The following is a 25,976-nucleotide window of genomic DNA, read 5'->3' as shown; positions in this document are numbered from 1 at the left end:
CGCTAAGAATTGCAAGTCGACAAAAGCCCCTTCCCCGGTTTTTATTCGCGTCCATTAGCATGATTAGCGGGCAGAAAATCTTCCCCTTCTGGGCATTTCGAATGTGGTCTAAATATGCCCGCGAATCAAGCGAATGAACGCTAAGAATGGCAAACCGACAAAAGCCCCTTCCCCGGTTTTATTCGCGTCCATTGGCGTGATTAGCGGGCAGAAACTCTTCCCCTTCTGGGCATTTCCGATGGGGTCCAAATTTGCCCGCGAATCATGCGAATGAACGCTAATAATTGCAAAGCGACAAAAGCCCCTTCCCTGGTTTTTATTCGCGTCCATTAGCGTGATTAGCGGGCAGAAAATCTTCTTCCTTCTGGGCATTTCGAATGTGGTCAAAATTTGCCCGCGAATCAAGCGAATGAACGCCAAGAATGGCAAACCGACAAAAGCCCCTTCCCCGGTTTTTATTCGCGTCCATTGGCGTGATTACAGGAGCAGTCGTTACGGTCACCTTCCGTCATGCGGATAGTGGTTTAATGGCTGGCAGTAAAACCGGACTCGCGAAGCCTCAGGAAATTGCCGTTCAGACGATTCCCCACTTTGAATTGGCGGGGGCAGATGGTCAGTGGTATCCTGCGGAAGCCCGTATCGTTGGTAAAACCGTTCAGGTTTCCAGTCAACAGGTGAGTACTCCGTTGGCGGTTCGTTATGCCTGCCTCAATCAGCCTCAAGATGGCTTACTCTACAACCGAGAGAGCCTCCCGGCCTCCCCCTTCTGCTCTGAGCTAGCGTGGCTGTCCTGGCGTGATCCATCGAAGCAGTAGGCGTTCCTCAACCGTGAACATGTCTTACCGTCCTGCGTGAAGAGGGTCACGAAAGGGCGCTCGTTGCCCGCGGCAACCTCCCAAAGCGTGGCTACGTTGTTGTTGGAGTTCCAGGTGAGCAATGTTTTCCCATCGGGACCGAATCTCGCAGAATGGACCGCTTCTGCGAGCGAGGCCCTGGGTTGCCAACGGGCGTCTTTCTCCAATTCTTCAGAGTCGCCTTCCTCACTCACGTTATGGCGATTCACGGCCGAAGACTGCCCGAAGTGGACAAACCGCGAGCCTGATCCAATAATTGGTTTTTTCTAGGATTCCTGTAAGGTTTCCGAAAAAATCAGGGTGTTATCTCTTGGAGGGGCTCGCTTTGCTTCAATTCTTGTCCGGCTTCGTGTTTTATGAATGATCCACACGCAACTCGATTCAGCCTGCTCGTTCGGCTACGCGATATGCAGGAGGATACGGAAGCATGGTTCGAGTTTGTGGAGATCTACACGCCAGTTGTCTACGGATTCCTGCGAAAACGCGGCCTACAAGACGCCGACGCGGCCGACGTGACGCAAGACGTCTTTGGCAAGGTGAGTCGTTCTATTCGCGGGTTTCAGTGTGATCGTCAGTTGGGCTCGTTTCGCGGATGGCTACTGGCGGTCACCCGAAATAGCCTGGCCGACCTGCATGAGACTCGATCTCGGCAACCGGTGGGTTCGGCGGATACGGCGGTCCACCGACTGTTGGAGGAAGAATCGGCCGATGACGGTTCCCAGCAGACATGGGAGAGCGAGTATCGCCAAAGCGTCTTCGGGTGGGCCGTTCGCCATATCCGCAACGATTTTGAAGAGAGAACATGGCAGGCGTTCTGGAAGACCGGCGTGGAAGGCCTATCCGCCAAAGACGTGGCCGAAGCCTTGGACATGAGCGTGGGCGCTGTCTACACCGCCAAGTGCCGTGTCTTGGACCAATTGAAACAAACCATCCAAAGAGTCGAAAAGGAATCCGAATCATGACTGCCAAGCAGGCATGCCCCGATCCGTCTTGCCTACGGGAACTGCTCGACGGTACTCTGCCCGAGAACGAGCAGACCGAACTGATCATGCATTTGGACGGCTGCGTCGACTGCCAAGCCAGACTGGAACAAGCCGTCGACGGAAGCAAACGGATGGACGCCTTTCGGCGCAATTCCGACGCTGAGGCGGAGGACATACGAGCGGAATTGGGTAGTCTCATCACAAAGCTGAAATCAGAGTTCCCGCCCGCCGACGACATCCGGTCGCGCGATCCGGAGCTCGCGATGACGTGTGGCCTAGCGCCGCCGGGCCACGACGCAGTGCTCAAGCTTCTGGCACCGACGGATGACGAGCGGATGCTCGGCCGTCTCGGGACGTATGAAGTCGCAGGAGTTGTCGGCTCTGGCGGAATGGGCGTCGTACTCAAAGCGTTTGATGGGGCGTTGAATCGATACGTTGCAATCAAGGTTCTTGCGCCGCATCTTGGCGGCAGCGGAACGGCACGAAAGCGATTCTCTCGTGAAGCCCAAGCGGCCGCCGCAGTCGTTCACGACAACGTGGTCGAAATCCACGGCGTCGCGGATACCGACGGTCTCCCCTATCTCGTCATGCCTTATGTGCGAGGACCGTCTTTGCAACGCCGAATTGATGAAGATGGACCGCTGGCGCTGGTCGAGATTCTGCGGGTCGCGGTGCAAACCGCAGCGGGGCTAGCGGCCGCCCATGCACAAGGACTTGTTCACCGCGACGTGAAGCCGGCCAACATCCTGCTTGCCGATGGCGTCGAGCGTGTGAAGCTGACCGACTTCGGGCTTGCCCGAGCTGCAGACGATGCCAGCATGACCAGAACGGGCGTCATTGCCGGCACACCACAATACATGTCGCCCGAGCAGGCGAGTGGCAAGTCGGTCGACCAACGGAGCGACTTGTTCAGCCTCGGCAGCGTGTTGTACGCAATGTGTACAGGTCACGCGCCGTTTCGGGCCGAGACCAGCTTCGGCGTGCTGCGACGCATCACCGACGAAGATCCCAAACCAATCCGCGAGACCAATCCTGACATCCCCGAGTGGCTATGTCGGGTCATCGGCAAGCTCATGTCGAAGCAACCCGACGACCGCTACGGGTCGGCGGCGGAAGTCGCCGGGTTGTTGGGGAAATGTCTCGCTCATGTCCAGCAACCCACCACTGAACCGTTGCCGGCTTCACTCGTGCCGCAATCCGGTGGAAGTCGTTTCTTTTCAACCTCACCCCGTTCTTTTGGAGTCGTCATGATCGCAACCGTTTGCATGAGTTTGCTGGGAATGGTTCTTTGGCAGGCGGCGGAAGCTCCGCCGCGTCTTTTGCCTGACGTCACCACGGCCGAGGGCAAGACGTTCGATGTGAAACACATGGGACCGACCGGCGACGGTGGATTGGAAATCGAATATCGACCAAAGAAGGCTTCAGGCACCGCTGCTGCCTCCCCCAACACAACCGCTGGCGACGGCGAAGCCGAAGGGACCGACGTCGGAGATCACGCAACGCTGGCTACTCATACCTTCTTCGCCCCGGTGATCGAGCGGGGGCTTGCGACGCGAGCCAATGGAGGTTCGGGTGTCTATCTGGACCTGGAAACAGGACGATACCTGACGCCACCCGAAGGACTGGACATCCCCTGGAGTGAGTGGGCGCGGAGGAACGGCGCGGATGGCAGAATCTGGCTACATCAAGTGGATGACATCGTCGTGGATGGGGCGTTCCAAGGGATTGATGTTCTGAAGACCAGCGCTTCGGAACGCGCCTGGGACCACATGACGCCAGCCGAGTTGAAGGAGACCTTGGATGCTGAAATCAAGGCCAGGAATCTCACGCTCCCCAATATCACCAAGCTCAAGCAACGGGATCAATCGCATCAGACAGTTGTCTGGTTGTTCAAGACGCGCGAAGGTTCCTACGGCCTCCTGCAAATCACTGGCTTCACTGACGACCCGCCCGGCGTGAAAATTCGCTACAAGATTGTGCGGCGCAGCTCATCGCACACAAATGGTGCGGTTTTAGGGCCGGACATTGAGCGAGTAATTAGTGACGACAGCGAAGGACGCGATTGGTTTTTCGATATTGACGACGGAATGCATCTGACACCGCCGGACCGTTTGAAGAACGCCGATCAAGACGCGTGGAAGACATGGGCAGATAACTCGGGTGCCGATTTTTCCGGAGTCAAGGCGGGAACGGGCGTGCTGTTCGGAATCAACGTCATCGGCGCTCCCATCACCGGTTCCGAGTGGAATGAAATCACGCCAGAAAAGATTTCGGAAACACTTCAGAAAGAAGAGCATCGTCTGGCAGCGGAAGAACCCGATTTGTTCGCCGTTCCGTTTGGACGGAGGGGCAAGTTGCCAAGCGCCATCTACGCATTTAAAACATCAGACGGCACTGCAGGAATTTTGCGCTTAATCGAAGTCGTGGAATACCCGCGCGGGGTGAAGATTCGCTACAAGCTGGTACAATAAATTTCAACATCGAATTCAGGATCCGTTGTGGCTGACAACTTTCTGAAATCCTGCGCGGCCTCCGGGGTGACGAATAGCCAACAGATGTTCGCCGCACTGGGCTTGGAGACGTTCAAGGCAACGTTTGGGGATGGCCAGAACGCCATGCGGGAGCACTACGATCAATTGTCGCCCATCATGCAGGCAGCCATCCTGAGAACCTCTGGCGACCCGTCGCCGGAATTTATTGATTATGTCTGGAAAGCCCACATCGAGAATCCGTCAGCGCAAAAATCGCAGGCGCTCTTGTTGTTACGGATTTTCGGCATCTCCGAGGCCAAGCTAAGAAATTTGGCCGAGACAACGCAAGATGCGGAGCCCGACGCCACTGGTTCAACGAACGGCGCGCCGCGGTTCGAGGATGAATTCCGGTATGCGTTTCCCGCCGCCGTTTCTGAAGCGGTAGGGCTCAAGTTCAAACCGATCCCTCCGGGTGCTTTAGAACGCATGACTGCCTACCAGGAATATAGTGTCGCCTTCCTTCGCGAAAATGCCGGCAAACCGGTGGATGAAGAAACCAAACAACGGTTTTCGAAAGAAGCCAATGCCCTCCGACACGAACTTGAACAGATGCTCCAGGGAACCATTGCGGAACCGCTGATGATTCAAAAGCAAAAGATTGAGGCGGATATGCGCGTGGCCGTACAGGCGAAGGACTGGGAGAGAATCAACACGCTGACGAGCCAACGGAACGATGTGGAAGCTCGTCTCGATGAAGTCGTGAAGCTCGCTCAACCGAATCCATCTCACGTAAATGCTGTAGCCGTGGGTGCAGTGAATGAGCATCCTGCTTCCGAAAAGGCGAGCATGAGTACCACAACCCTGCCCACTCGGATCGAAGCAAAGCTGCGTTTGGCAATCGATGACAATCTACGGGGGAATCGCAATCAAGTTGGTAAATGGATCGACTATAAGAGCCTGTCGGTCCGTGTCTCTCAAGACCTTCGTTCCGCAACCGTTACGCTTGAAGGTCTCCAGCCTGCGGAAACACTGCCAAAAGGGGGACGCTGGACGGGGATCATCAAAGGCGAATTTCAGATTACCTATGCGGGGGGAGGCTTTTGGGAGTTGGAGGGAACGGATGGTTTGTCAGGCCGGCGGTTAACGGTTGATACCTCCGACATGATGGCTGCAAATCCTTGATCGATTCTGCCATCAAGAAAACAAGATAACTCCGTAGGAATCAGAGATAACCGCCTCATGGTATCCAACAACGCTGTCCAAGGTGAGCACTTTTTCAACGGAACGATGACACTTCTCAGCGAGCGCCACGATTACTTTGAAGAGTTAACAGCCATTAGCCGTGGATTGGGCGTAGCGACATCCATGAAAACTGACGAAAAACCAATTTCGACCCCGAAGGAGACTTGGCTACTCCATGTTGCGAGTCTCGGAGAGACTCGCCTACTTGGGATGTTGCGAGTCTCGGAGAGACTTGCCTACTTGGGATGTTGCGAGTCTCGGAGAGACTCGCCTACTTGGGATGTTGTGAGTCTCGGAGAGACTCGCCTACTTGGGATGTTGTGAGTCTCGGAGAGACTCGCCTACTTGGGATGTTGTGAGTCTCGGAGAGACTTGCCTACTTGGGATGTTGCGAGTCTCGGAGAGACTCGGCTACTTGGGATGTTGCGAGTCTCGGAGAGACTCGGCTACTTGATTCCGAATGACGATCCTTGCGTTACGCTGTATCCCTGCTAAGCGAGTTCGCCAAAGGGCTGTCTTGCGATACTTTCGCCGAAAGGATTCCTCGGTCTCACCAAGCGCGGATGAAAGCGATAAGGTTCTAAGCGGCAGTTCACTAGGCAGAGGATTGTTTGAGCCGCGATGTCGGGCAGGTTTACGGTTCCACGGACACACCTCTTGGCAAACGTCACATCCGAAAACCCAATCGCCTATTCCTTCGTGCAACTTCTCGTCAATCGCTCCTCGATGCTCGATCGTCAAATAGCTGATACAACGAGTGGCATCGAGGACACCCGGCCCCACAAACGCGTCCGTCGGACATGCATCCAAACATGCGGTACAGGTTCCACAATGCGAAGTGTGATGGGGTGAATCGGTGGGCAATTCCACATCGGTCAATACGCAGGCGATAAAAAAGTAACTGCCGAGTTCTTTGTTGAGTAGTAGCGTGTTCTTGCCTCGCCAACCGATTCCGGCTAGCTCAGCAAATTGACGCTCCATCATCGGTGCCGTATCAACAACGCCCCTTGCTTTTGATTCTGGCTTCCACCTGCGAATCGTTTTGCACAGGCATTTTAACTTGGGATGAATCACATCGTGATAATCGTTGCCTGTCGATGCATAGCGAGCGATCTTCCCCGCCCCTTTGGATAGCTCACTTTGATCGATCACTGGCGTTGCGGGGTAGGGATAGGCGAGCGCGATCACCGATTGACATCCCTCGAGTACTCCGCTTGGATGCCGATACGCGTCAAGTCGATCAGCGATGTAAGTCATTTGGCCTGCATAACCCGCATCGACCCATTTAGCCAAATTCGAGAAACCTGAAATCTCGATCGCTGGAGCAATGCCCAGCTTAACGAATCCCAATGCGGTCGCTTGCTGGCGCAAGAATCGCATGAATGCATCAGACGCTAGCCCGCTCGGGTCAGATTCGGAGACTGGTGGTTTAGGCATGGGGAGGTTGTGTGGTTTTCAAGTGCTTATTCACAAGCGTTTACGTTTGCTGCACCTCCCCCAAACAAAGTTTGGGAGAGGTGGTTAAGTTGTTGACTCAGATGAACTTAAAAACGGCACGACCTCTTACGGTAGTGGGATATCTTGTAACAGGAACGACACTTCGTTTTCCACGACTGCCGTTGGCGATTCATAGATAAATGTCGAATCGGAAACCGAATCGCCTAAGTCGAACAGGTAGCCGATGCCAACACCAGCGGACGATTGGCGATAAACCTCGTACCCCAGATGCTCGGCTTTTGATCCGTCTGCACGCCGCACAAAGGCACGATTTTCAAAAATCCATTGCCGATGACTCTCGAGCGACCGACCAGCATCCTCAAGTTGAACGCCGACACGGATTTCATGTAGCGGACCATTTTTTCGAACCGACTCAATCATCACCTCCATCGAATCGATTTTCTCCTTGGCTCCGGTCTCGCGGAGTGATAACTCAAACGTCTCTCTTTTCCCCGGCAGCAGAGCTTTAATGACCCCGGAAAGGTTTGCGATCTTCTCGGGTTGGCCCGCTGGCAATTGCATCGGCAAAAAGAACTCGCTCTGCGCAATCTCGCCACCTGTGGAAATCTCGATCGTATTCGCTGACTGCTGTGGTTTTAAGGTCGCACCATCGTCGAGTTTTCCTCGCAGCAATGGAATGGGGATACTCAATCCGATCGGCGTCAAACGGGGTTCCCAGCTAATTTCCAAACCGAGGTTCAATGCACTCAGGTCAGGTTGATTCAAACTACGCCGCGATGTTACCGCGGTCGGTTCGATGCGATAAACTCCGGTATAAGCGGCGGAGTCGACTCGTGAAGGGCGGCCAGCGGATCGGTGAACCAATTGCAAGGTGTCTCGATTGCCACCGTAAAAGTTAATGTCCAAGTCAGCTTGGTCCAAAACAAAATCGACGGCGTGCCAAAATGAAAGAGGGGTCGTGACACTTTCTACTGGTACCGTTTTGTCGCCATCGTAGTCAAATTCGATCTCGCTATCTCGGCTAATTGCTTCGAGTGCCTCGGACAATGTCGTGACTTGATCGAGCCGAATCGTGATCGCTTCGGTTTGCTGTTCCGCTTTGGCTGATTCAAGTAACTGGCGGACCCGCTTCAAACGATCAGACGCTTCGATTGAAAGATTGGCATCGGAATCCGGCAAAAAGGCGAGCGCCTTGGGGCCCGCCTCGATCAAGGAGCGTTCAGCCAATTTTCGCTCCGAAACCGTCGGACCATCAAGTTGGTCGACCCATTCCAAAACGTCTGATTTGAAATCCGAGGGCATCTCATCCGCCGCGCGAGCGCAAGGAATACCTAGCAAGACCGCCGCCAAACCTAGGCATAGCCACTTCGTGGACGTCATGTTTCGTGTTTGCATAATCATCTTTATTGCTCCAATCCCTCTAGTCGATCAGCCGATCGGATCGTATGAGATTTCAAGTCCACATTCTAACCCATCCTCGGCATGAATTCTAACCTAGGCTTCATCATCTCCGTACACTCCCTGGGAAGAAATGTATGCATCTTGAACAACCTCGCTTCGGGCTCGGAAGAACCGCGGCTTGGGCTCTGGCTCCGTTCCGCAACGCCATCGTTTTTGTCGTGGTGGTCGTAGTCGGGTGTTTGGGAGGCACGGTGACCGTGAAAGCTCAGGTCCCTTCGTTGATCCAGTTTTCGGTCGAAGGCCAGCGATATGAGGGGATGAAACTGGTATCACTCGCCCATGAAATGCTGCTGATTGGTCGCGACGGGGGGCTTCATACGGTGGACCCGAGAGATCAGCAATCGCAAATTCGAGAACTCGGAGAACCATACCAACCCGCATCCGTCTCCGAATTGAGAAATCAATTGCAAAGTGAGTTTGGAGCTTACTTTGAAGTCTTGACGACTCAGAACTTTTTGGTTGTCCAGCCTCGTGGGCGAGGCAATCAGTGGCCTGATTTATTCGAGAAATCGCATCGTGGTTTCATAAGCTATATGACTCGTCGCGGGGTCAACATCCGTCAAGGTCGCTTTCCGATGGTGGCAGTCGTGTTTCCTGATGAGGTCGCGATGTACAACGAATTTCGAAAACGAAAGATCGATATGTCTCGTGTTTCCGGCGTCTACTCGATCCTATCGAACCGCGTCATCACGCACGACGGTGGTCACTCGTCGATGATTGCGGAAACCGTACGGCATGAAGCAGCCCATCAATCCGCTTTCAATAGCGGCGTTCATAGCCGAGTCAACGATACCCCTCGATGGATCACCGAAGGCATCGGACAAATGTTTGAGCCGGAAGGGATGTTGACCTCGCAATCGGCATCGCAGCGGCGGGAACGTGCGAACTTAGAAAGTATGATGGTTATCAAGAAGTGGGTCGGTCCCAAAGAGAACACCGAATTTGCTCTGGCAATGCGCAGCTTGGTCGGCGGAGAAGAGTGGTTCGAGGATCCAGCGAAAATCGATTACGCGTACGCCACGTCTTGGGCGGCCATGTTCTACTTAGCCGAACGACAACCGAAGCAGTTTACAGCGATTTTGAACCATACCGCTTCAAGACCACCCCTGGTGGTTTACCAACGCGCTCAACGGATTGCCGATTTTGAGAAAATTGTCGGAATGAACATCCAAGATTTCAGTAATCGAGTGATGTGGTTTCTACGAAAAATGTAGCCTTCGGCACTCGATAACACCACTTCACACCGCGTATTCGAGGATCGACCACGATAAACGGAATGATCGCTACACGGTGCTGCCTGCACCGATCGATCGAGCGGTTTGGTGGATGCCTCCACCATGAAAATGACCCACAGTTGGGTGGAACGTTTCCGAGATCAGCCTCCAATAGAACAAACCATGATTGATAGTATCACGAGCGAGCTAGCCACTTCTGACTTGAATCCCAATGTAGGGCCTAACAAGCCGATTGTCGCCAAGGTACTTCATGTCATCAACGGCGAACACTTTGCGGGTGCCGAGCGAGTCCAATCCCATCTGGGACGCTGTTTACCCGAGTTCGGAATCACAGCCGATTTCGTCTGCATTAAACCGGGAAAGTTCCCGCAAGTACTCAAGGAGAACGGCGGCGATTGGGGACGTTGCCATTTGGCGAAAATGCAAAACCGATTCGACCTGCGTTCGGCGTTTCGAGTTCGAGATCTTGTGCGAGCCTACCGTTACGATTTGCTTCATGCCCATACGCCACGCTCTGCTATGATTGCTTCGGTCGCCTCGCGGCTGTCGGGCATTCCATGGGTCTATCACGTTCATAGCCCAGCAGCCCGCGATTCGTCCAACCGATGGTCGAATCGAATCAACGACAACATCGAAAAACTCTCTCTGTATGGCTGTTCGCATTTGATCACGGTATCCGAAAGTCTCTGCTGCGAAGCAATTGCCCAAGGAGCGGATGAGAGAAAGGTGACGGTCGTTCACAATGGTGTACCGACGATTCGGCCTGAGCGAACGAGGGTGCCGGAGCCGGGCGGACGATGGGTTTTGGGGATGGTCGCATTGATGCGCCCACGAAAAGGTTTGGAGATCGTTCTCGAAGCGCTTGCTCGGCTCGCACGCGAGGGACTTGATGTTGTGCTTCGCATTGTCGGTCCGTTCGAAACCGACGCCTACCAATCAGAGATCGAAGAGCTCATTCATCGCCTCGGGCTCGAGAATCGTATTGAAAGAGTGGGGTTCACCAGCGATGTGCCAGCGGAACTGGTAAAGATGGATGCGATGGTGCTGCCTAGCCTCTATGGCGAGGGTTTGCCGATGGTCGTGCTCGAAGCGATGGCGGCAGCCGTGCCAGTGATCGCGACTCGAGTCGAAGGGACTCCTGAAGCTGTCAATGACGGTGTAGAGGGATTGTTGGCCGAGCCTCGTGATCCGATCCGTCTGGCTGATAAAATCCGAACGCTGGTTAGCGGCGAGATCGATTGGCGGACGATGTCCGAGGCTGCGTTCCGTCGGCAAAAAGGCTGCTTTTCTGATCGCGCGATGGCGAAAGCTACATCCGACGTGTATCGGAAATTGTTAGGATTGGGATAAGCTGTGCCCCGAATGTTTCGCACTGAATGTTTCGCACTGAAATCGCCAAGGAAAACGATCATGATTCCTCGTCCCTATAAACAAATGCACTCGGATCATCCTGCTTTGATGCAGGCGTACGAAGCGTATGGCCAAGCGGCAGCGGAAGCCGGGCCATTATCGGATCGCGAAGTTGCACTCGTCAAGCTAAGCATCTCCATCGCCGCTGGCCTAGAAGGTGGCTCCCATTCGCATTGCCGAAAAGCACTCGCAGCAGGCTGTTCGGCTGATGATCTGCGTCACGTTGCCCTGCTTTCCGGACCAACGATTGGCTTTCCAACCATGATGCGTGCTCGAAGTTGGGTCGAAGATGTTTTGAAGAAACAGTCCTAGATCGAAAAACAATGTCGTTCCGCTCGGAGAGCAGAGCGACAATTGAGGCGATAGCGGATGGAGGAGCCTGTCGTCCCTTTCGGGACGTTAGTCGCGGTTTCGATCCATTTCCTCGGACTTGCGTCGAGGCTATTCCCTACCGTCGCTTTGCGACTACGAAAAAATTCAACTTTCGCGTAGCGAATGGCGACTAAAGTGAACGCGTGTAAGACGTCAGCGCCTTCATGTAGTTCGCTCGATTCAATCCCTCGGGGTTCGAACAGTTCTTCATGCTCATACTCCCTTTGATTTGCTCGACCGACTCGTATTCGTGCTCTTTCAGCCAAGACTCCAAGCCCGTTCTTAGCTCGGTCAAATGGCTACGTCCACATTGAAGCAATGACGACGCAACCATGACAGCATCCGAACCGACTAACAGCGACTTGACGACATCGGCGACACGATGAACACCACCGGTTGCGCAAAAGGAAGCGTCCACTTGATCGCGGAGGATCGCAATCCAACGCAGCGCTACACGTAATTCCTCTGGTGAACTGAGTTGCAACGCTGGCTCAAATGTCAATGACTCCAAGTCGATATCGGGCGCTAAGTATCGATTGAACAGAACCAATCCATCCGCTCCCGCTTGGACGAACCGGTGAACGACATTTGGAAGCGACGTAAAATAGGGGCCGACTTTGACTCCCACTGGAATATGCACCGATTCGCTGACTGCGTCGATTAAGTCACAGTATTGGTTTTCGACCTCGTCGGCGTTGGCATCGCTTTCCATGGGAATGAAATAGATGTTTAACTCGAGCGCTGCCGCACCAGCTTGTTCCATCGACTTGGCATAGCGAACCCAGCCACCGGGCGTCGCTCCGTTCAGACTGGCGATCACCGGCATTTTAAGATTCAAATTGGCTTCGGCAATCAGTTTGAGGTACCGGTCAATCGAGATATTGTAATGGTCGATCTGCGGGAAAAAACTCAACGATTCGGCGATGGAGTCAGCTTGGAATTCCTCGAGACGTTCCATCTCGGCTCGCTCATGTTCAATCTGTTCTTCGAACAACGACGGCAGTACTGCTGCCGACGCGCCAGCTTGCTCCAACTTTTGAAGTGATTCGATGTCCCCCGTCAACGGACTGGCCGATGCAATGAGCGGACTGTCAAGTTTTAAACCTAGATAGGTGGTCGATAGATCGATACCCATTGAATTCCTTTTGAGTTACGGTGTTAGATCAGTGTATTCTCTCTCGACACCCGCGAGTTGGGAATAGTACTTCCACGTCTCGTCGATGTCGCGTTGGGCAAGCTGCATCAAGTCCTTCGCCCGCTCTGGCTTGGACCTGGCCAACATCGCAAAACGTGCCTCCTTCATCGCTACTTCCTTAAACGGTATCGTCGGCTTTTTGCTGTCGAGTCGGAAAGGATGTTCGCCGGTTCGTGCGTTTCGTGGGTCGTATCGATACAGTGGCCAAAAACCGCTCTTCACCAAGTCCTTCTGATGTCCCATCCCTGTGGTCATGTCAATGCCGTGAGCGATACAGTGGCTGTAAGCTAAAATCAGTGACGGACCGGGGAATGATTCTGCTTCGTGAAACGCCTTGATCGCTTGAGCAGGATTGGCGCCCATTGCAATTTGTGCCACATAGACACTGCCGTAGGCGATTGCCATTTGGCCCATGTCTTTTCGGTGGGCTTCGCGTCCAAACGCAGCAAACTTGGCTGTCGCTGCACGCGGCGTCGCTTTTGATGCTTGGCCCCCTGTGTTGGAATAAACGCCTGTGTCGAGAACCAATAGGTTGACGTTTCGACCTGTCGACAAAACGTGGTCGACACCACCGAAATCAATATCATACGCCCATCCATCGCCGCCGATGATCCACATACTGCGGTCGACCAACGAATCGGCGATCATCGACAATTCATTTGCATCTGCCGAGTCATTACCCTTCAGCAATTCCTTTAATCGCGCGATCCGCTGCCGCTGATTTTGAATCTCGCGTTCGTTATTCTGCGTCGCTTTGAAAACGTCGCCTGCCAATTCGCTGCCAATCTCTAAAGAGAGCCGGTTGAGTAAATGCTCAGCACGGTTGCGTTTTCCATCGAGTGCCAAACGGATGCCAAGGCCAAATTCGGCATTGTCTTCGAACAGCGAATTGCACCAAGCCGGACCGCGTCCGTCGGCGTTGGTGGTCCAAGGTGTCGACGGTAGGTTGCCACCATAAATGGATGAACATCCGGTCGCGTTCGCGACAACCATCCGGTCGCCGAACAACTGTGAGAGCAGTTTCAAATAGGGGGTCTCGCCGCACCCCGCGCATGCGCCTGAAAATTCAAACAGCGGCAACATGTACTGAGACCCTTTGACGGTCGCCGACTTCAGTTCGGTACGATCCCTCTCTGGGATATTGGCAAAGAACTCGAATCGCTCTTTTTCCGCTTCAAGATGTTCGCTCTTGGGAAGCATGTCGATCGACTTGTGCTTCACGGACTCTTTACTCTTGGCGGGACAAACGTCGACACAGACGCCGCAACCGGTGCAGTCCTCGGGGGTGACCTGAACGGTCATCGCCGTTTTGGGATCTCCTTTGCTCTTTTCAAAACGCACTTTGAAATTCTCGGGTGCGCCTGACAATTGCATCACGTCGAACTGCTTGGTTCGAATGGCTGCGTGGGGACACACCAATGCACACAGCCCGCATTCGATACAGATATCAGGATCCCAGACAGGGATGAGTTCTGCGATGTTTCGTTTCTCATACTTTGCCGTTCCCGTCGGAAAGGTGCCGTCAACGGGAAAAGCACTCACCGGCAGCAAGTCGCCCTGGCCCGCAATGATCATCCCGGTCACCCGTTTGACGAAATCGGGTGCAAAGTCGGGCACGGGAGGCAAGCGATGCAGTTCACTGTTCGTTGCTACGGGAACGGTCACCTGGCCAAGCGAATCCAGCGTCACGTCGACCGCTTTGAGATTCTTTTCGACGACGGCAGGTCCTCGTTTGCTGTAAGTTTTTTCAACCGCTTTCTTGATTTGCACGATCGCTTCGTCGATCGGAAGCACTTTTGCCAAGGCGAAAAAACATGTCTGCATGACGATGTTGATGCGTCCAGCCAATTGCACGTCGCGAGCGATTTTTGCAGCGTCGATGACGTAGAACTTCAGTTGCTTGTCAATGATTTGCTTCTGCATTTCCAGCGGCAGTTGCTCCCAGACCTCATCGCTTGAAAACGGACTGTTGAGCAAGAACGTGCCGCCGGTTTCGGCGGTCTCTAGCACGTCCATCCGCCGCAGCAATTCGAATTGATGGCAGGCAACGAAACTAGCTTGACGGATCAAATAGGTGGACTGGATCGGACGGGAGCTAAATCGCAAGTGCGAAATCGTTGTCGAACCGGCTTTGCGAGAATCGTAGACGAAGTAGCCTTGAGCGTAGAGCGGCGTGTTCTCGCCCACGATCTTAACCGAGTTCTTGTTGGCACCTACCGTTCCGTCGCTGCCGAGTCCATAAAACACCGCGCGGGTGACATCTTCGGGTTCACTGAACCTGTCTTCGTCCCACGGCAAACTGGTTAGCGATACGTCGTCATGAATGCCGATCGTAAAGTGCCGTTTGGGATTGTCGCTCGCCAATTCATCAAAAACAGCCATCACCATCGCTGGCGTGAACTCCTTCGATCCGAGTCCATATCGACCACCGATGACCAGTGGCGTTCGCTCGCTCAGCGGATTGTATGATTCCGCGATAGCCGTCACGAGATCCTGATAGAGCGGTTCTCCAATCGCTCCTGGTTCCTTGGTTCGATCGAGAACGACAATGCGGTGGGCCGAATCGGGAATTTCTGCTAAGCAGCGACTCACGTCAAAGGGACGGAACAAACGGACTTTCAATAGCCCAACCTTCTCACCCGAACGGTTCATCGCTTCCACCGCTTCTTCCGCAGCACCGATCCCCGAGCCCATCAAGACCATCACGCGATCGGCATCGGCGGCACCCACATATTCAAACAGTTTGTAGTGACGCCCCGTCTTTTGAGCAAACCGATCCATCTCGACTTGCACGATATCCGGCGTCGATGCGTAGAACGGGTTAGCTGCTTCACGCGCTTGGAAAAAGACGTCTGGGTTTTGTGCCGTACCGCGGAGGACAGGCCGATCCGGATCGAGACTCCGCTCGCGATGCTGCCATACCGACGGCATGTCGATCAGGCTCAATACGTCCTCTTTGGAAAGTGGCTCGATTTTGTTGACTTCATGCGATGTTCGAAATCCGTCAAAGAAATGTAAAAACGGAACACGAGACCGTAGGGTTGCCGCTTGCGAAATCATGGCAAAATCGTGAGCTTCTTGGACCGACGCCGATGACAATAACGCGAAGCCTGTACTGCGGACAGACATCACATCGCTATGATCGCCAAAGATGGAAAGTGCATGAGTGGCCAAACTGCGCGCAGCGACATGGATGACCGCCGAGGTCAATTCACCAGCGATCTTGAACATGTTGGGGATCATCAACAACAAGCCTTGCGAGGCCGTGAAGGTTGTCGATAAGGCTCCTCCTTGAAGTGACCCGTGTAGTGCCCCAGCGGCGCCACCCTCGCTCTGCATTTCAATGACTTGCGGAACGCTGCCGAACACATTTTCTTGTTCGTTGGCTGCCCAAGCGTCGGCCAATTCACCCATCGTCGACGAGGGAGTGATTGGATAGATCGCGATAACCTCATTCGTTAGAAAGGCAACACGGGCGGTCGCTTCGTTTCCATCGACGGTGACAAACCCGTTTTCCATGAGCGGTTTCTCCAGTTTCAAGCCAAGTGCCAGTTTCAAATAAAGTGCATAAGCAGTTGTGCAATGCGGCCTCCATCCTAGCGTATCGAATATCGAATGGGTAAGAGCGGCCGTCGTGGATCGAAGCGTCAAAAGGGCGAGTGCATTTTCTTGCCAATTGTCAAGCTGAAATTGCAAGACAGAATGTCGCACAAGATCATTCGCCAAGTGAAAAAACAACACGGAAAACAGGTGGCAAACGTTCGGTCGTGGCAAAAACACCAATGCGACTTGCATCCTGCGGCAAAACAGCACGGTGGTGAATTTTTTCGTTTCTCGGGCAGGTGAAAAGCTTCTTGGGCAGGTGAAAATGGTTTTTTCATCATGACCCGATGCGGAATGCAAGAACCATCCAATTTCGATAGAACCTCCATTCTGGCCGTCGAATTCATACTCCGTTCTCTAGGGTCGCTTTAGGGGCGTCAAAACTTCACTCGTCAGCAATTCGACATTGGCATCGCGCCTTGCCAGGACGTGCTGCTTGTTACCAGGACGTGCTGCTTGCAAATGCCTCACGTCTACAGGCGGAGATGGCACTTCGTCGGGAACGCCGCATTGCCCAATGACTGCGGCGAGGCAAACGCGTGCGGCAAGGCAAACGCGTGCGGCGAGGCAAACGCGTGCGGCAAGGCAATGGGACGGCACATCATGTCACGCGATGCAACAACACCCCAGGCAGACTTTACCCCAGGCAGACTTTGTTGCGATTTTGCCGTGCGTTTTGCATTCGTTTTTTGGCGAGCCCCAACGCTCATGCCCCAACGCTCATGCCCCAACGCTCATGCACGGTCCTGAGGCAGAACGGTTGCCCTCGTTTGCCTCGCCTGCCTCGTTTGCCAAAATAGAATGCCTCGTCTACCAAGATAGAACTGGGAAGCCGAGATCCTGACTGGCTTTAACATGGAATGCCAAACCACTTGCAATCCGCAAGGTGCACTCTAGCCCGTGCACTCCAGTCCGTGCACTCTAGCCCGTGCACTCCAGCCAATTGTGTCGTGGTGTCGTGGTGTCGTGGTGTCGTGGTGTCGTTAGGGATGGTATTGATTTCTATCGGTTGAATGGTTCTATTCGTAATGTCGCTAGAGTCTGCTTTGGCTCTGGTCTCGCTTCCTAGCATTTGAATTTGCAAGCACGCGACGGGGGAACTTAACGTATGACGACGAACACGGCAAACGGATCCAGCACCAAAGGAATGGCCAAGAAAAAGGGAAACGTGTTTCATCGCCGCCTTGGTTCTCTGACCTATTTCCAAGCTTGCCAATTGCTTGGTGACGAAGGCGCAAATCTGATTCGCGATGGCGGACGGCTGTTTGAGATTGAATCGGATGATCACGTTTATCTTGGCGGCGATTTGTATCGCGTGCGAATCGAAGATCCTGAGGTCGACGGTGGCATCGCGATTGCATCGATCACACTTCAATCCGCTCGGTCCAAACAGCTGCAAACCAATTGCGATTGCTGTGAGGTTCCCTGCGTTCATCTCGGAGCCGCGATCGATCACTTGCTCAACGCCAAAACCGACTTGGGATTAGCACAGCCACCTGATGAATCGGTACCGCTTGAGAACTTGACTCGCGACGAACTAAACGAGCGAGCTTTGTCGGACCGAATGAAACGAGCCGAAGAAGAAAAGATGAAGGTTCGTTCGACCAATACCGGTTGCCCCTGGACCGATTATGTCGTGACCAGTGTGCAATCGGGGCGGACGTACCGTGTTGCCCTGCGGTCGTTTGAAACGGGCGAATCCTATTGCTCCTGCCCCGACTTTCGTGGCAATCGATTGCGCACGTGCAAACACATTTTGCACGTGCAAGCCAAAGTGAAGCAGCGTTTCAATCCATCGAAATTGGGCAAGCCATATCGACGCAAAAAATTATCGCTTCGGATCGATTATGGTAATGAGCGTGGCTTGCTGTTCAACATGCCCCATAAATCCGATCCTCGCATCGAAGAAATCGTAGGCAACGGCTCGGTCGTCCCGATGATCGATGCTGAGGACGTGATGACTCGCATTGCTGCACTCGATCAAGCGGGTTTCGATGTGACGATCTATCCCGACGCCGAGGATTTCATCCAACGGCAATTGGTACAAAAGCGTGTTGCCGAGGCGTGTCAAGAAATCCGCAAAGATCCTGCGACCCATCCGCTGCGGACGGAATTACTGGACGCCGAACTGTTGCCTTACCAACTCGACGGGATTGCGTTCGCCGTTGGAGCAGGCCGGGCGATTTTGGCGGACGATATGGGACTTGGAAAGACCATTCAAGGCATCGGGGTCGCGGAGCTTTTGAATCGTTTGGCCGAGATAAGACGCGTCTTGGTGATCTGTCCTGCTTCTCTGAAATCACAATGGCGGAGCGAGATTTCTCGTTTCAGTGGTCGTGATTCGCAGATCGTTCTCGGTCGTGGCGCGGATCGAGCCGAACAATATCGCAGCGACAAATTCTTTACCATTTGCAACTATGAACAAATTCTTCGTGATCTGTCAGCCGTTGAAGCGGTGCCCTGGGATTTGATTATTCTCGACGAAGGACAACGGATCAAGAACTGGGAGTCCAAAACCAGCAACGTTGTTCGGCAGCTCGACAGTCCCTTCCGCTTGGTTCTCTCAGGAACGCCGCTCGAGAATCGCTTGGGTGATTTGTTTACCGTCACGCGGTTTGTTGATGAGACACGGCTTGGGCCAGCGTATGAGTTTTTTCACCGGCACCATGTTGTCGACGAACGCGGCAAGACCCTTGGCTATCAGCGCCTCGATGAACTTCGCGAACGTTTGTCGCCGATTTTGTTGCGGCGGACGCGAAGCGAAGTCGCGAAGCAATTGCCTCAGCGTACCGATGAAATTATTCGCTGTAGTCCAACGGCGGAACAGATGGAAATTCATGATTCGCACATGGCAATCGTTGCTCAGATCGTCCACAAGCGATTCATGACCGAAATGGATTTGCTGCGGATGCAGAAATCACTGCTAATGGCTCGGATGGCTTGCGATAGTACCTATTTGATCGATCAAGAAGAGCCTGAATACAGCAGCAAACTCGAACGCTTGAGCGAACTGCTCGATGGATTGATCGACGATCCCTCCCGCAAAATCATCGTGTTTAGCGAATGGCGCCGAATGCTCGATCGGATCGAGCGTAAACTCAGCAACCTAGGTGCCGACTTTGTGCGGCTTGACGGTCAAGTCCCCCAGAAGAAACGTGGTGCATTGGTCGATCGGTTCCAAACCGATCCCGAATGCCGCGTGATCCTGATGACCAACGCTGGTTCAACCGGTCTGAACTTGCAAGCGGCCAACACGGTCATCAACGTTGACTTGCCTTGGAACCCGGCGGTGTTGGAGCAACGAATTGCACGGGCTTATCGAATGGGGCAAGAGAACCCGGTACACGTCTACAAAATGGTGACAAGTGGCGATTCGATCGAAGAAAAACTATTGAATACGTTGGCATCGAAGCAAGAATTGGCGAATGCATCGATCGACTACAATAGTGACGTGACCGAGGTCGCCATGACTAGTGGAATGGAGGATTTAAAACGTCGCTTAGAGGTCATCCTCGATCCACTGCCTCCGGCGGAACTTGACCAAAGTCAACAACGACGTGTCGAAGCGGAAACGCAACGCTTGGTGGAGCAGCGAGAAAAGGTATCAGCGGCGTCGGGACAATTGATTACCGCCGCCTTGTCACTGGCGGGTGAATTGATGAGTGGCCCCGATACAAATCCTCCAGCCGAAGAGTCGGTCGTGAAGCTGACCGAGAGATTGTCGCAGTGCGTTGAACGAGACGAACAGGGGCGTCCGAAATTGACGATCTCACTAGCCGACGACACCGCTCTTCGAGGGTTAGCGACGACGTTGGCGAAACTGCTCGATTCGTGAGCTGGCTTGACGCTTTCGTCATTTCGTCCCGGTCGATTTGAGGCATCGGTTTTGCCGTTTTGGTGACGTTGGCGTCGGGAACGAAACGATGCAAGTGATTGTTCATGTAACCGTGTCTTTTGAGCACCCGTGTCTCTGCCTACCGCTAGCGGCCTGCTGATTTAATCGGTTTGACTCGACTTATTGTTTAACGCCAAGCCGTAGGCGACCGCTTACGGAAAAGCTGACGCCTTCGGCTAAGCGTTAAACGATTAAATCGACAGGCCGCTAACGCCAAAACGGCTAATACGCAGACTGTTTTTCGAGCAATGAACGTAAACGCTTGAAGGCGTAGACGTTAGCAAAACAATTTGCAAGCCCATGAATCATCTGGGCTAGGGGAAGAAGTAGCGGAGCCAATTGCGGATTCCTTGGCCGGGAACGTAGGCAACGGGTTGCCCCCACAATCCTTGGCCGACCTGTACCAAGTTTCTTTCCTGGCCAAGCGTGATCAATGATCCAATGGGTGCAGCGGAAGCTGACTGCATCTGCGGTGGGCCGGCAACGGGCGCAGTCGCTGTCGGGAGCGTGGGCGTGCCAGCAACGGCTGCGACAGGAGCCGTGTAGCTGACCGGCGAGCAAACACCGCAATCGACGACCGAGTAACCACTTGGACCCGTTATGCAATTGCAATTGTTCATGGTCGCATAATCAGGCTGCAAGCTCGGTTGAATCAGAGGTGCGAGATCACTTGAGCTTGATGGTGAATTTCGAGGTAGCAGGTTCTGTGACGGCTGAAGTGGATTCGAGCTTGGAGCCGGCGTGCTGGACTGCACACTGGGCTGGGAATTGGGCTGGGAATTGGGCTGGGAATTGGGCTGCGTCATGCTACCAGGGGAAGCTGCTGCCGTGGGCTGAGAATTCATTGGCTGTGAATTCATTGGCTGTGAATTCATTGATGGGGGACTGAATCCACCTGATGGGAGCGGCAAACTCGAGCTTGGGGGCAACATCGGAGCACTCGGGGCTGGCATCCCATACTGCTGCATCCGTGCCGTTTGCCGGGTTTCGAATTGGCTTGCTTGGTTCGACGGATACGAACGGTTTTGAACGCGATATTTGTCAATCGCGCTCGGCGAACCGATTGGCCGCATTCTTAAGCGGGCCGCGTCGTTCACGCCCGATTGCGCTTTAACCGTCACCGGAACCGATAGGAACGGCGTAGTGGTCGCGACGAGCAAAAATAGAAACGGTTTCATCCGTACGTTCCTTCGGATTCGTAAGTCATCGAAGTCAAATTAGTGGGCAACCTTTGACTGTTACCAAATGAAATCGGTGAGCCGCAATACGAATCGGGCGGAATCGCGAGGGATCCGAGGGATTACTCGTTCGAGTCTTCTTCCGGCTTACGTCCAGCGAGTTGGGCGTCGATCATGAACAGCCCCATCGGTTGATCGCCAATCATCCTCAATTTATCGACAATCGCCTGAGCGGCTGCTTCTTCTTCGACCTGTTCGTTCACGAACCACTGTAAAAATGCTGTCGCTGCATGATCGCTATGTTTCGTGGCCAAGTCGACCAACTTGTCGATTTTACTACTGATCAGACATTCGTGGTCGTAGGAATCTTGGAAAGCTTCGAGGGCGTTTTTCCATTCGACTTTAGGCGTGTCGATCTGTTGCAGGATGACCCGGCCGTTGCGTTCATTGATAAAGTCGATGAACTTCATTCCATGGGCACGTTCTTCGTCGGCTTGCAACCGCATCCAGTTTTCCATTCCAGATAGGCTTTGTGCCGCGAAATAGTTGCTCATCGACAGATACAGGTACGACGAGTGCAATTCCGCGTTCAAATGGTCGTTAAACGCAGCTTCAATTTCTTTATTCACGATTGGCCTCAATGTCCCAGGTTGGTGATGTCGAATTGCTTTTATAGAGCGTAGCGTATTGCTCTCCGCTAATGAAGAGTATACAGATGGAGGCGTCATCGTTGCCAAAACGCTAGCCTGATGACACTACGCCTGATGACAAGGCCCCATCGGCTCGAAACCAGTTCAAAAGCAAGTCTCGTTTCTTACGAAGCGTCTTGGCAAGATCTTTCATTGGCTCGATTTTGCTTCGCATCGCTCGAGTACACCAAGCATCAAGAAATTTTCCCGCCGAAGCAGCATACGTATAACTCCGGTGGCTCACCGGGCTGTCGATTTAATCGGTTTGACTCGACTGATTGTTTAACGCCAAGCCATAGGCGACCGCTTATGGAAAAGCTGACGCCTTCGGCTAAGCGTTAACCGATTAAATCGACAGCCCGTCACACCACCGGCAGTGGATGTTTCGGCCTCCGGCCTAGCTCTGCTGAGGAGCAACTTACTTAGGGACAACGGGTCAGGGAGGGAAGAATGTCTCGCTTGGCCTTGATAAAACGGCTTGTATTGCCGAGGTTTCTTTTTGAACGTCCGATTGCCGATGCACCGAAAACATTCTTTTAGCCAGTTCTTTGCTTGATGGATGGCACCTATTCGTTTGCTGGCACCTGTTCGAGCAGCTGACGGCAATTTCCCTGAAAGCAGGCCCTCACCGCCTTGCAGGTCGTTGACGCGGGGGACTTCACGGCCCAAGATGCAATCGTCGTTCGGGGGTGGTCCCCAGCGGGCAACACGAGTTCGGAGGTTGCTGGGTGTTTGCACTTAGCAGCGGACGATCCCAAGGACAGTTACCGGAGACTCGCTAATGTTAAGAGCATGGTTTCTTACATCGTTTACTATCTGCCTATCCCTCGTACTCTTTTTGCCCCAGTCACCGCTGATCGGTGCGGATGGTGCCCAGAAAGATGGTGCCCAGAGAGATGGTGCCCAGAAAGATGGTGCCCAGAGAGATGGTGCCCAGAGAGATGGTGCCCAGAGAGGAGAGATGGCCGGATACCTGATTGTCCCACAGGGGGAAGTTCAGGAAACGTATAACGCAGGGTTCTCTCTTTATGTCGCGGCCTGGCCTTTGTTGGAAGAATATCCCGGCAATCGTTTCCAAACGGGTCTGTTCGGCACTTGGATGCACGCACAGTATGACACCAAACCGACTCGCAGACTCTATTCGGATATCGAAGGCGGTCTGGGCTGGTGGCGTGATACCCGGTTTGCCACCGAAACGCCAAAGTTCATCATGGGCGGTGTGGCTTTGAATTTCGTGGAGTGGGCCAACGGCCCCGGCGCCGGCAAAGGCAGAAGTTGGGAGCAGCCGAAAGGCAAGTATGGCATTGCCCAGCTCAGCCCATGGGTGCTATGGCCGATGGACGGACTGAACCTGAAGCAAGGCACTTCGGGTGACTTGTTCGGCTACGGATACCTGCCGCTTCCGCTCACCGAAGCCAAGCCGACGACCGCCGGGAAAGACGTTCCCACCGGCGATCAAAGCTGGACTTTGTTTCTGAACACCGGAAACTTCAAAGGCCCGGTTGCATTTTTCACTCCCTATTTTTGGTCCGCCGCGACAGCCGAAGACCCCAGTTTAGCTGGCATGTTCCTCGACGCTCGTCCGTCCAAGCCCAATCGGGCTTTGCAGATGGAAACCCAGCATATCCCCAGCATCTTGGCTACTGACAATAAGGGGGTGACTTACGCGCGAGTGGCCCCCTCTTCATTCCCTCGCGATGCCGACGGGAAATCGACAGTCGTTCACCGCGTTACCGCCTACAACAAGACAGCACTCTGGGACTCCGTGAAAGAATGGTTCGATGGTGGGAGCCCAGCCAGCGGCGCGATCAGTCCCCAAGGAGCCGCTGTGCACCGTTTTCGCGGGGGAGGTGGCGCAACCTGGAAAATCTATGCCTCCCGTACGGCCAAAGAAGAAAGAGTCCCTCTTGCTTGGCGTTCGTTTGCGACGCCGGTCGCACCCGATCCGATTTCCTACGGATTCGAGTGGAGCCCCGAGCTTACTTCGAAAAAGGACGCCAAAGACGGCCCGTTGGTCGGGTTACCCGAATACTATCGTCTGCAGAAAGATGACAATGGCAAACCTCTTTGGGTTGTCGTCCAGCCCCGGGACGTTCCGGCCGAAACGGGATTGGCCGAGGCTAGCTTTCGTCGGCCCGACGATAGTCCTTTGGAAGCCTACGTCACGCCCGACGATGCCGCGAGTTGCTGGAAGACGCCTGGGCCCGTGGCGGGACCGTTTGAGGCACACCCGGGAGACGGCAGCACGGTGACGTACTACTGGTATCGATTCGCCGACCAACCTGCAATCCTCAACGCCGACTTGACGGATCAAGAGCGTGAGCAGCTGCAAAAACGAGTCGAAAAACTCCACCGCAGTTGGACAAAGGACCGCGAATATCTGCCAGCACCCACGACTGGAAAACTGGCGGACATTGACCCCGCCTTGATTGTGACCCCGCCGAAGGGTTTGGAGGTCGGGTACGTCCCGATCGCCACACGACAAGGAATCGAATAGGTTCGTTGTGACGAGGAGGCATTTCAATCGCTCTTGACGATCCGTTTTCATGCTGCCGCAATCTGTCCAGCAAAATGTTTGTTCGATTTTCTTACTCCACGCTTATGTGGTATCTTTAGGTATCTAAGAAATTGAGCCGCTTACGCCTTCAAGGCAACAGATTGCGATGGACACCGGCATCCCGGATGAACAGTTGATGCAGTTGGTCGCCCAAGGAGATTTGAAGGCCTTTGAACTTCTTGTACTGCGGCATCAGAAAACCGCTTGGCGAACTGCCTACCGTCTCGTATCCGACCACCAAGCAGCCGAGGACCTTACGCAGGATGCCTTTGTGAAAATATTCGAGGCAGCAGACCGGTATCGCCCGATTGCTGCTTTTGGCACCTATCTTTATCGCGTCGTGGTTCGGGTCTGCCTCGACTATCTCCGCAAACACCGCCCGGAACCTACGGAGTACCTCGGCACCGACTTGGGGCCAGCCGAGCGATCCCTCTCACCCGATCAGCAAGCGGTCATTGCGGAACAGGAGCAGCGTGTACGAGTTGCCCTCCATCGCCTTCCGGCGAAACAGCGAACCGCTGTCGTTTTGCGATACTACGAGGGGCTCCGTGGTCGCGAGATTGCGGACGCGATGGCGATCAGTGTGAAGGCGGTCGAGCGGCTTCTCGCCCGCGGTCGAAAATCTCTCGAAACGCTACTGACGGATATTTTCGAGAATTAACCAATTTTTCGCGGGGGTTTCTCGAGGTTGATCCGTTTGTTCTCTTGCAAGAGGCCGCGAAACCGCAAGAAAACGTAGCCTAGGCTTCCAGCCTGGGACCACAAAAAAAACTAGGCTGGAAGCCTAGGCTACGGCCCAAGAGCGTCAAATGCGGCGATAGCGAATGTAGTACCTAGCAATTAGAGAAAGGAATGTCATGCGATGTCGTATGGTTCAACGCAAGCTGGAGCTCCTGGAAACGCAAGAGTTATCGGACTCGGAGCGTGATCAGGTCCAATCTCACCTGGAATCTTGCGGCCCCTGCCGTTCGGTTCAGGAGAGACGCCAGAAACTGCAAAAGCTACTTGTGTCGGTGCCCGTGCCCCCAGTGCCCGACCAATATGCTGCCATGGTCGTTGCTCGCGTTAAGAAACGACAGGCGATTGCCGCCGCTGCACAACGTAGACGATCGGTGCCGAAGCAGTCAATTTGGACTGGGTTCGAGTATTTAACGGGAACGGCTGCAGCATTGGCGATTGGGTTACTGATCGGGGTGTTGATGGGATACGACACTTGGCAGAACGACCGCCAGCAATCCGTTGCGATTGCGGCCAGATCAACCGACCCACTGGCCGAGTCGGGATTCCAGTACCTGGTGGAATCACGCGAGGATTCATTGGCACAAGACTACCTGCGACTTCTATCCGACTTTGAACGTTGAGGACGATTGCTG

At 53.9% G+C, this 25,976-nt stretch carries 19 protein-coding genes; 12 read left to right on the top strand and 7 right to left on the bottom strand.

What is annotated here, in order from left to right; translation table 11 throughout:
* The first annotated feature begins 422 nt into the window (after nucleotides 1-422).
* From Q31b_RS21930 to Q31b_RS21910, 5 genes are all read left to right on the top strand, one after another.
* Nucleotides 423-815 (top strand): hypothetical protein, encoded by a 393-nt coding sequence (locus Q31b_RS21930; RefSeq protein WP_146601779.1) that lies wholly within the window; start codon nucleotides 423-425, stop codon nucleotides 813-815.
* Between the two features lie 395 nt (nucleotides 816-1,210).
* Nucleotides 1,211-1,816 carry an RNA polymerase sigma factor gene (locus tag Q31b_RS21925; protein WP_146601778.1) on the top strand — a complete coding sequence of 202 codons (606 nt, stop codon included), beginning with the start codon at nucleotides 1,211-1,213 and terminating at the stop codon, nucleotides 1,814-1,816.
* Entirely contained in the window at nucleotides 1,813-4,308 is a 2,496-nt protein-coding gene (locus tag Q31b_RS21920) for a protein kinase domain-containing protein (RefSeq protein ID WP_146601777.1), read from the top strand. Before Q31b_RS21925 ends, Q31b_RS21920 begins: the two co-directional genes overlap by 4 nt.
* Before the next feature lie 27 nt (nucleotides 4,309-4,335).
* Nucleotides 4,336-5,490 (top strand): hypothetical protein, encoded by a 1,155-nt coding sequence (locus tag Q31b_RS21915; RefSeq protein ID WP_231617757.1) that lies wholly within the window; start codon nucleotides 4,336-4,338, stop codon nucleotides 5,488-5,490.
* Between the two features lie 57 nt (nucleotides 5,491-5,547).
* On the top strand, nucleotides 5,548-5,874 hold the full coding sequence (locus Q31b_RS21910) for a hypothetical protein (protein ID WP_146601775.1): 327 nt from the start codon (nucleotides 5,548-5,550) through the stop codon (nucleotides 5,872-5,874).
* Nucleotides 5,875-5,961: 87 nt separating this feature from the next.
* On the opposite strand, the gene queG is transcribed toward Q31b_RS21910, so the two are convergent.
* Both queG and Q31b_RS21900 read right to left on the bottom strand, forming a co-directional pair.
* The gene (gene queG / locus Q31b_RS21905) at nucleotides 5,962-6,987 is read right to left on the bottom strand and encodes a tRNA epoxyqueuosine(34) reductase QueG (protein ID WP_231617756.1); all 1,026 of its coding nucleotides are present in this window, start codon (nucleotides 6,985-6,987) and stop codon (nucleotides 5,962-5,964) included.
* Between the two features lie 126 nt (nucleotides 6,988-7,113).
* Nucleotides 7,114-8,388, bottom strand: a complete 1,275-nt coding sequence (locus Q31b_RS21900) for a hypothetical protein (RefSeq protein WP_231617755.1) — start codon at nucleotides 8,386-8,388, stop codon at nucleotides 7,114-7,116.
* Nucleotides 8,389-8,543: 155 nt separating this feature from the next.
* Between Q31b_RS21900 and Q31b_RS21895 the strand changes: the two genes are divergently transcribed.
* The 3 genes from Q31b_RS21895 (at nucleotide 8,544) to Q31b_RS21885 (ending at nucleotide 11,426) form a co-directional block, all read left to right on the top strand.
* The gene (locus Q31b_RS21895) at nucleotides 8,544-9,683 is read left to right on the top strand and encodes a DUF1570 domain-containing protein (RefSeq protein WP_146601774.1); all 1,140 of its coding nucleotides are present in this window, start codon (nucleotides 8,544-8,546) and stop codon (nucleotides 9,681-9,683) included.
* Nucleotides 9,684-9,866: 183 nt separating this feature from the next.
* The gene (locus tag Q31b_RS21890; protein WP_197172020.1) at nucleotides 9,867-11,054 is read left to right on the top strand and encodes a glycosyltransferase family 4 protein; all 1,188 of its coding nucleotides are present in this window, start codon (nucleotides 9,867-9,869) and stop codon (nucleotides 11,052-11,054) included.
* A gap of 60 nt (nucleotides 11,055-11,114) precedes the next feature.
* Nucleotides 11,115-11,426, top strand: a complete 312-nt coding sequence (locus Q31b_RS21885) for a carboxymuconolactone decarboxylase family protein (RefSeq protein ID WP_231617754.1) — start codon at nucleotides 11,115-11,117, stop codon at nucleotides 11,424-11,426.
* A 190-nt stretch (nucleotides 11,427-11,616) separates the two neighbouring features.
* Here the strand turns inward: Q31b_RS21885 and Q31b_RS21880 are convergent, their stop codons facing one another.
* Both Q31b_RS21880 and nifJ read right to left on the bottom strand, forming a co-directional pair.
* Complete coding sequence (locus tag Q31b_RS21880) at nucleotides 11,617-12,621, bottom strand: dihydroorotate dehydrogenase-like protein (RefSeq protein WP_146601772.1); 1,005 nt, start codon at nucleotides 12,619-12,621, stop codon at nucleotides 11,617-11,619.
* Between the two features lie 15 nt (nucleotides 12,622-12,636).
* On the bottom strand, nucleotides 12,637-16,200 hold the full coding sequence (nifJ, locus tag Q31b_RS21875) for a pyruvate:ferredoxin (flavodoxin) oxidoreductase (protein ID WP_146601771.1): 3,564 nt from the start codon (nucleotides 16,198-16,200) through the stop codon (nucleotides 12,637-12,639).
* Nucleotides 16,201-17,392: 1,192 nt separating this feature from the next.
* On the opposite strand from nifJ, the gene Q31b_RS21870 reads away from it, so the two are divergent.
* On the top strand, nucleotides 17,393-20,119 hold the full coding sequence (locus Q31b_RS21870) for a DEAD/DEAH box helicase (RefSeq protein WP_146601770.1): 2,727 nt from the start codon (nucleotides 17,393-17,395) through the stop codon (nucleotides 20,117-20,119).
* Between the two features lie 374 nt (nucleotides 20,120-20,493).
* Here Q31b_RS21870 and Q31b_RS21865 read toward each other — a convergent pair whose 3' ends face one another.
* The 3 genes from Q31b_RS21865 to Q31b_RS29405 form a co-directional block, all read right to left on the bottom strand.
* The gene (locus tag Q31b_RS21865) at nucleotides 20,494-21,357 is read right to left on the bottom strand and encodes a hypothetical protein (protein ID WP_146601769.1); all 864 of its coding nucleotides are present in this window, start codon (nucleotides 21,355-21,357) and stop codon (nucleotides 20,494-20,496) included.
* A 122-nt stretch (nucleotides 21,358-21,479) separates the two neighbouring features.
* Nucleotides 21,480-21,986 carry a ferritin gene (locus Q31b_RS21860; protein ID WP_197172017.1) on the bottom strand — a complete coding sequence of 169 codons (507 nt, stop codon included), beginning with the start codon at nucleotides 21,984-21,986 and terminating at the stop codon, nucleotides 21,480-21,482.
* Nucleotides 21,987-22,098: 112 nt separating this feature from the next.
* On the bottom strand, nucleotides 22,099-22,290 hold the full coding sequence (locus tag Q31b_RS29405) for a transposase (RefSeq protein WP_261343876.1): 192 nt from the start codon (nucleotides 22,288-22,290) through the stop codon (nucleotides 22,099-22,101).
* Between the two features lie 594 nt (nucleotides 22,291-22,884).
* Between Q31b_RS29405 and Q31b_RS21850 the strand changes: the two genes are divergently transcribed.
* The 3 genes from Q31b_RS21850 to Q31b_RS21840 all read left to right on the top strand — a co-directional run bounded on the left by Q31b_RS21850 (nucleotide 22,885) and on the right by Q31b_RS21840 (nucleotide 25,964).
* On the top strand, nucleotides 22,885-24,543 hold the full coding sequence (locus Q31b_RS21850) for a hypothetical protein (protein WP_231617752.1): 1,659 nt from the start codon (nucleotides 22,885-22,887) through the stop codon (nucleotides 24,541-24,543).
* Between the two features lie 166 nt (nucleotides 24,544-24,709).
* Nucleotides 24,710-25,264, top strand: a complete 555-nt coding sequence (locus Q31b_RS21845) for an RNA polymerase sigma factor (RefSeq protein WP_146601768.1) — start codon at nucleotides 24,710-24,712, stop codon at nucleotides 25,262-25,264.
* A gap of 196 nt (nucleotides 25,265-25,460) precedes the next feature.
* Entirely contained in the window at nucleotides 25,461-25,964 is a 504-nt protein-coding gene (locus Q31b_RS21840; protein WP_146601767.1) for a zf-HC2 domain-containing protein, read from the top strand.
* The last annotated feature ends 12 nt before the right edge of the window (nucleotides 25,965-25,976 follow it).

Origin of the sequence: Novipirellula aureliae, from assembly GCF_007860185.1 — a bacterium.
Taxonomy (GTDB): domain Bacteria; phylum Planctomycetota; class Planctomycetia; order Pirellulales; family Pirellulaceae; genus Novipirellula_A; species Novipirellula_A aureliae.
The sequence above is the reverse complement of the archived record's forward strand: the minus strand, read 5'-3'. Positions and strand labels throughout refer to the sequence as shown.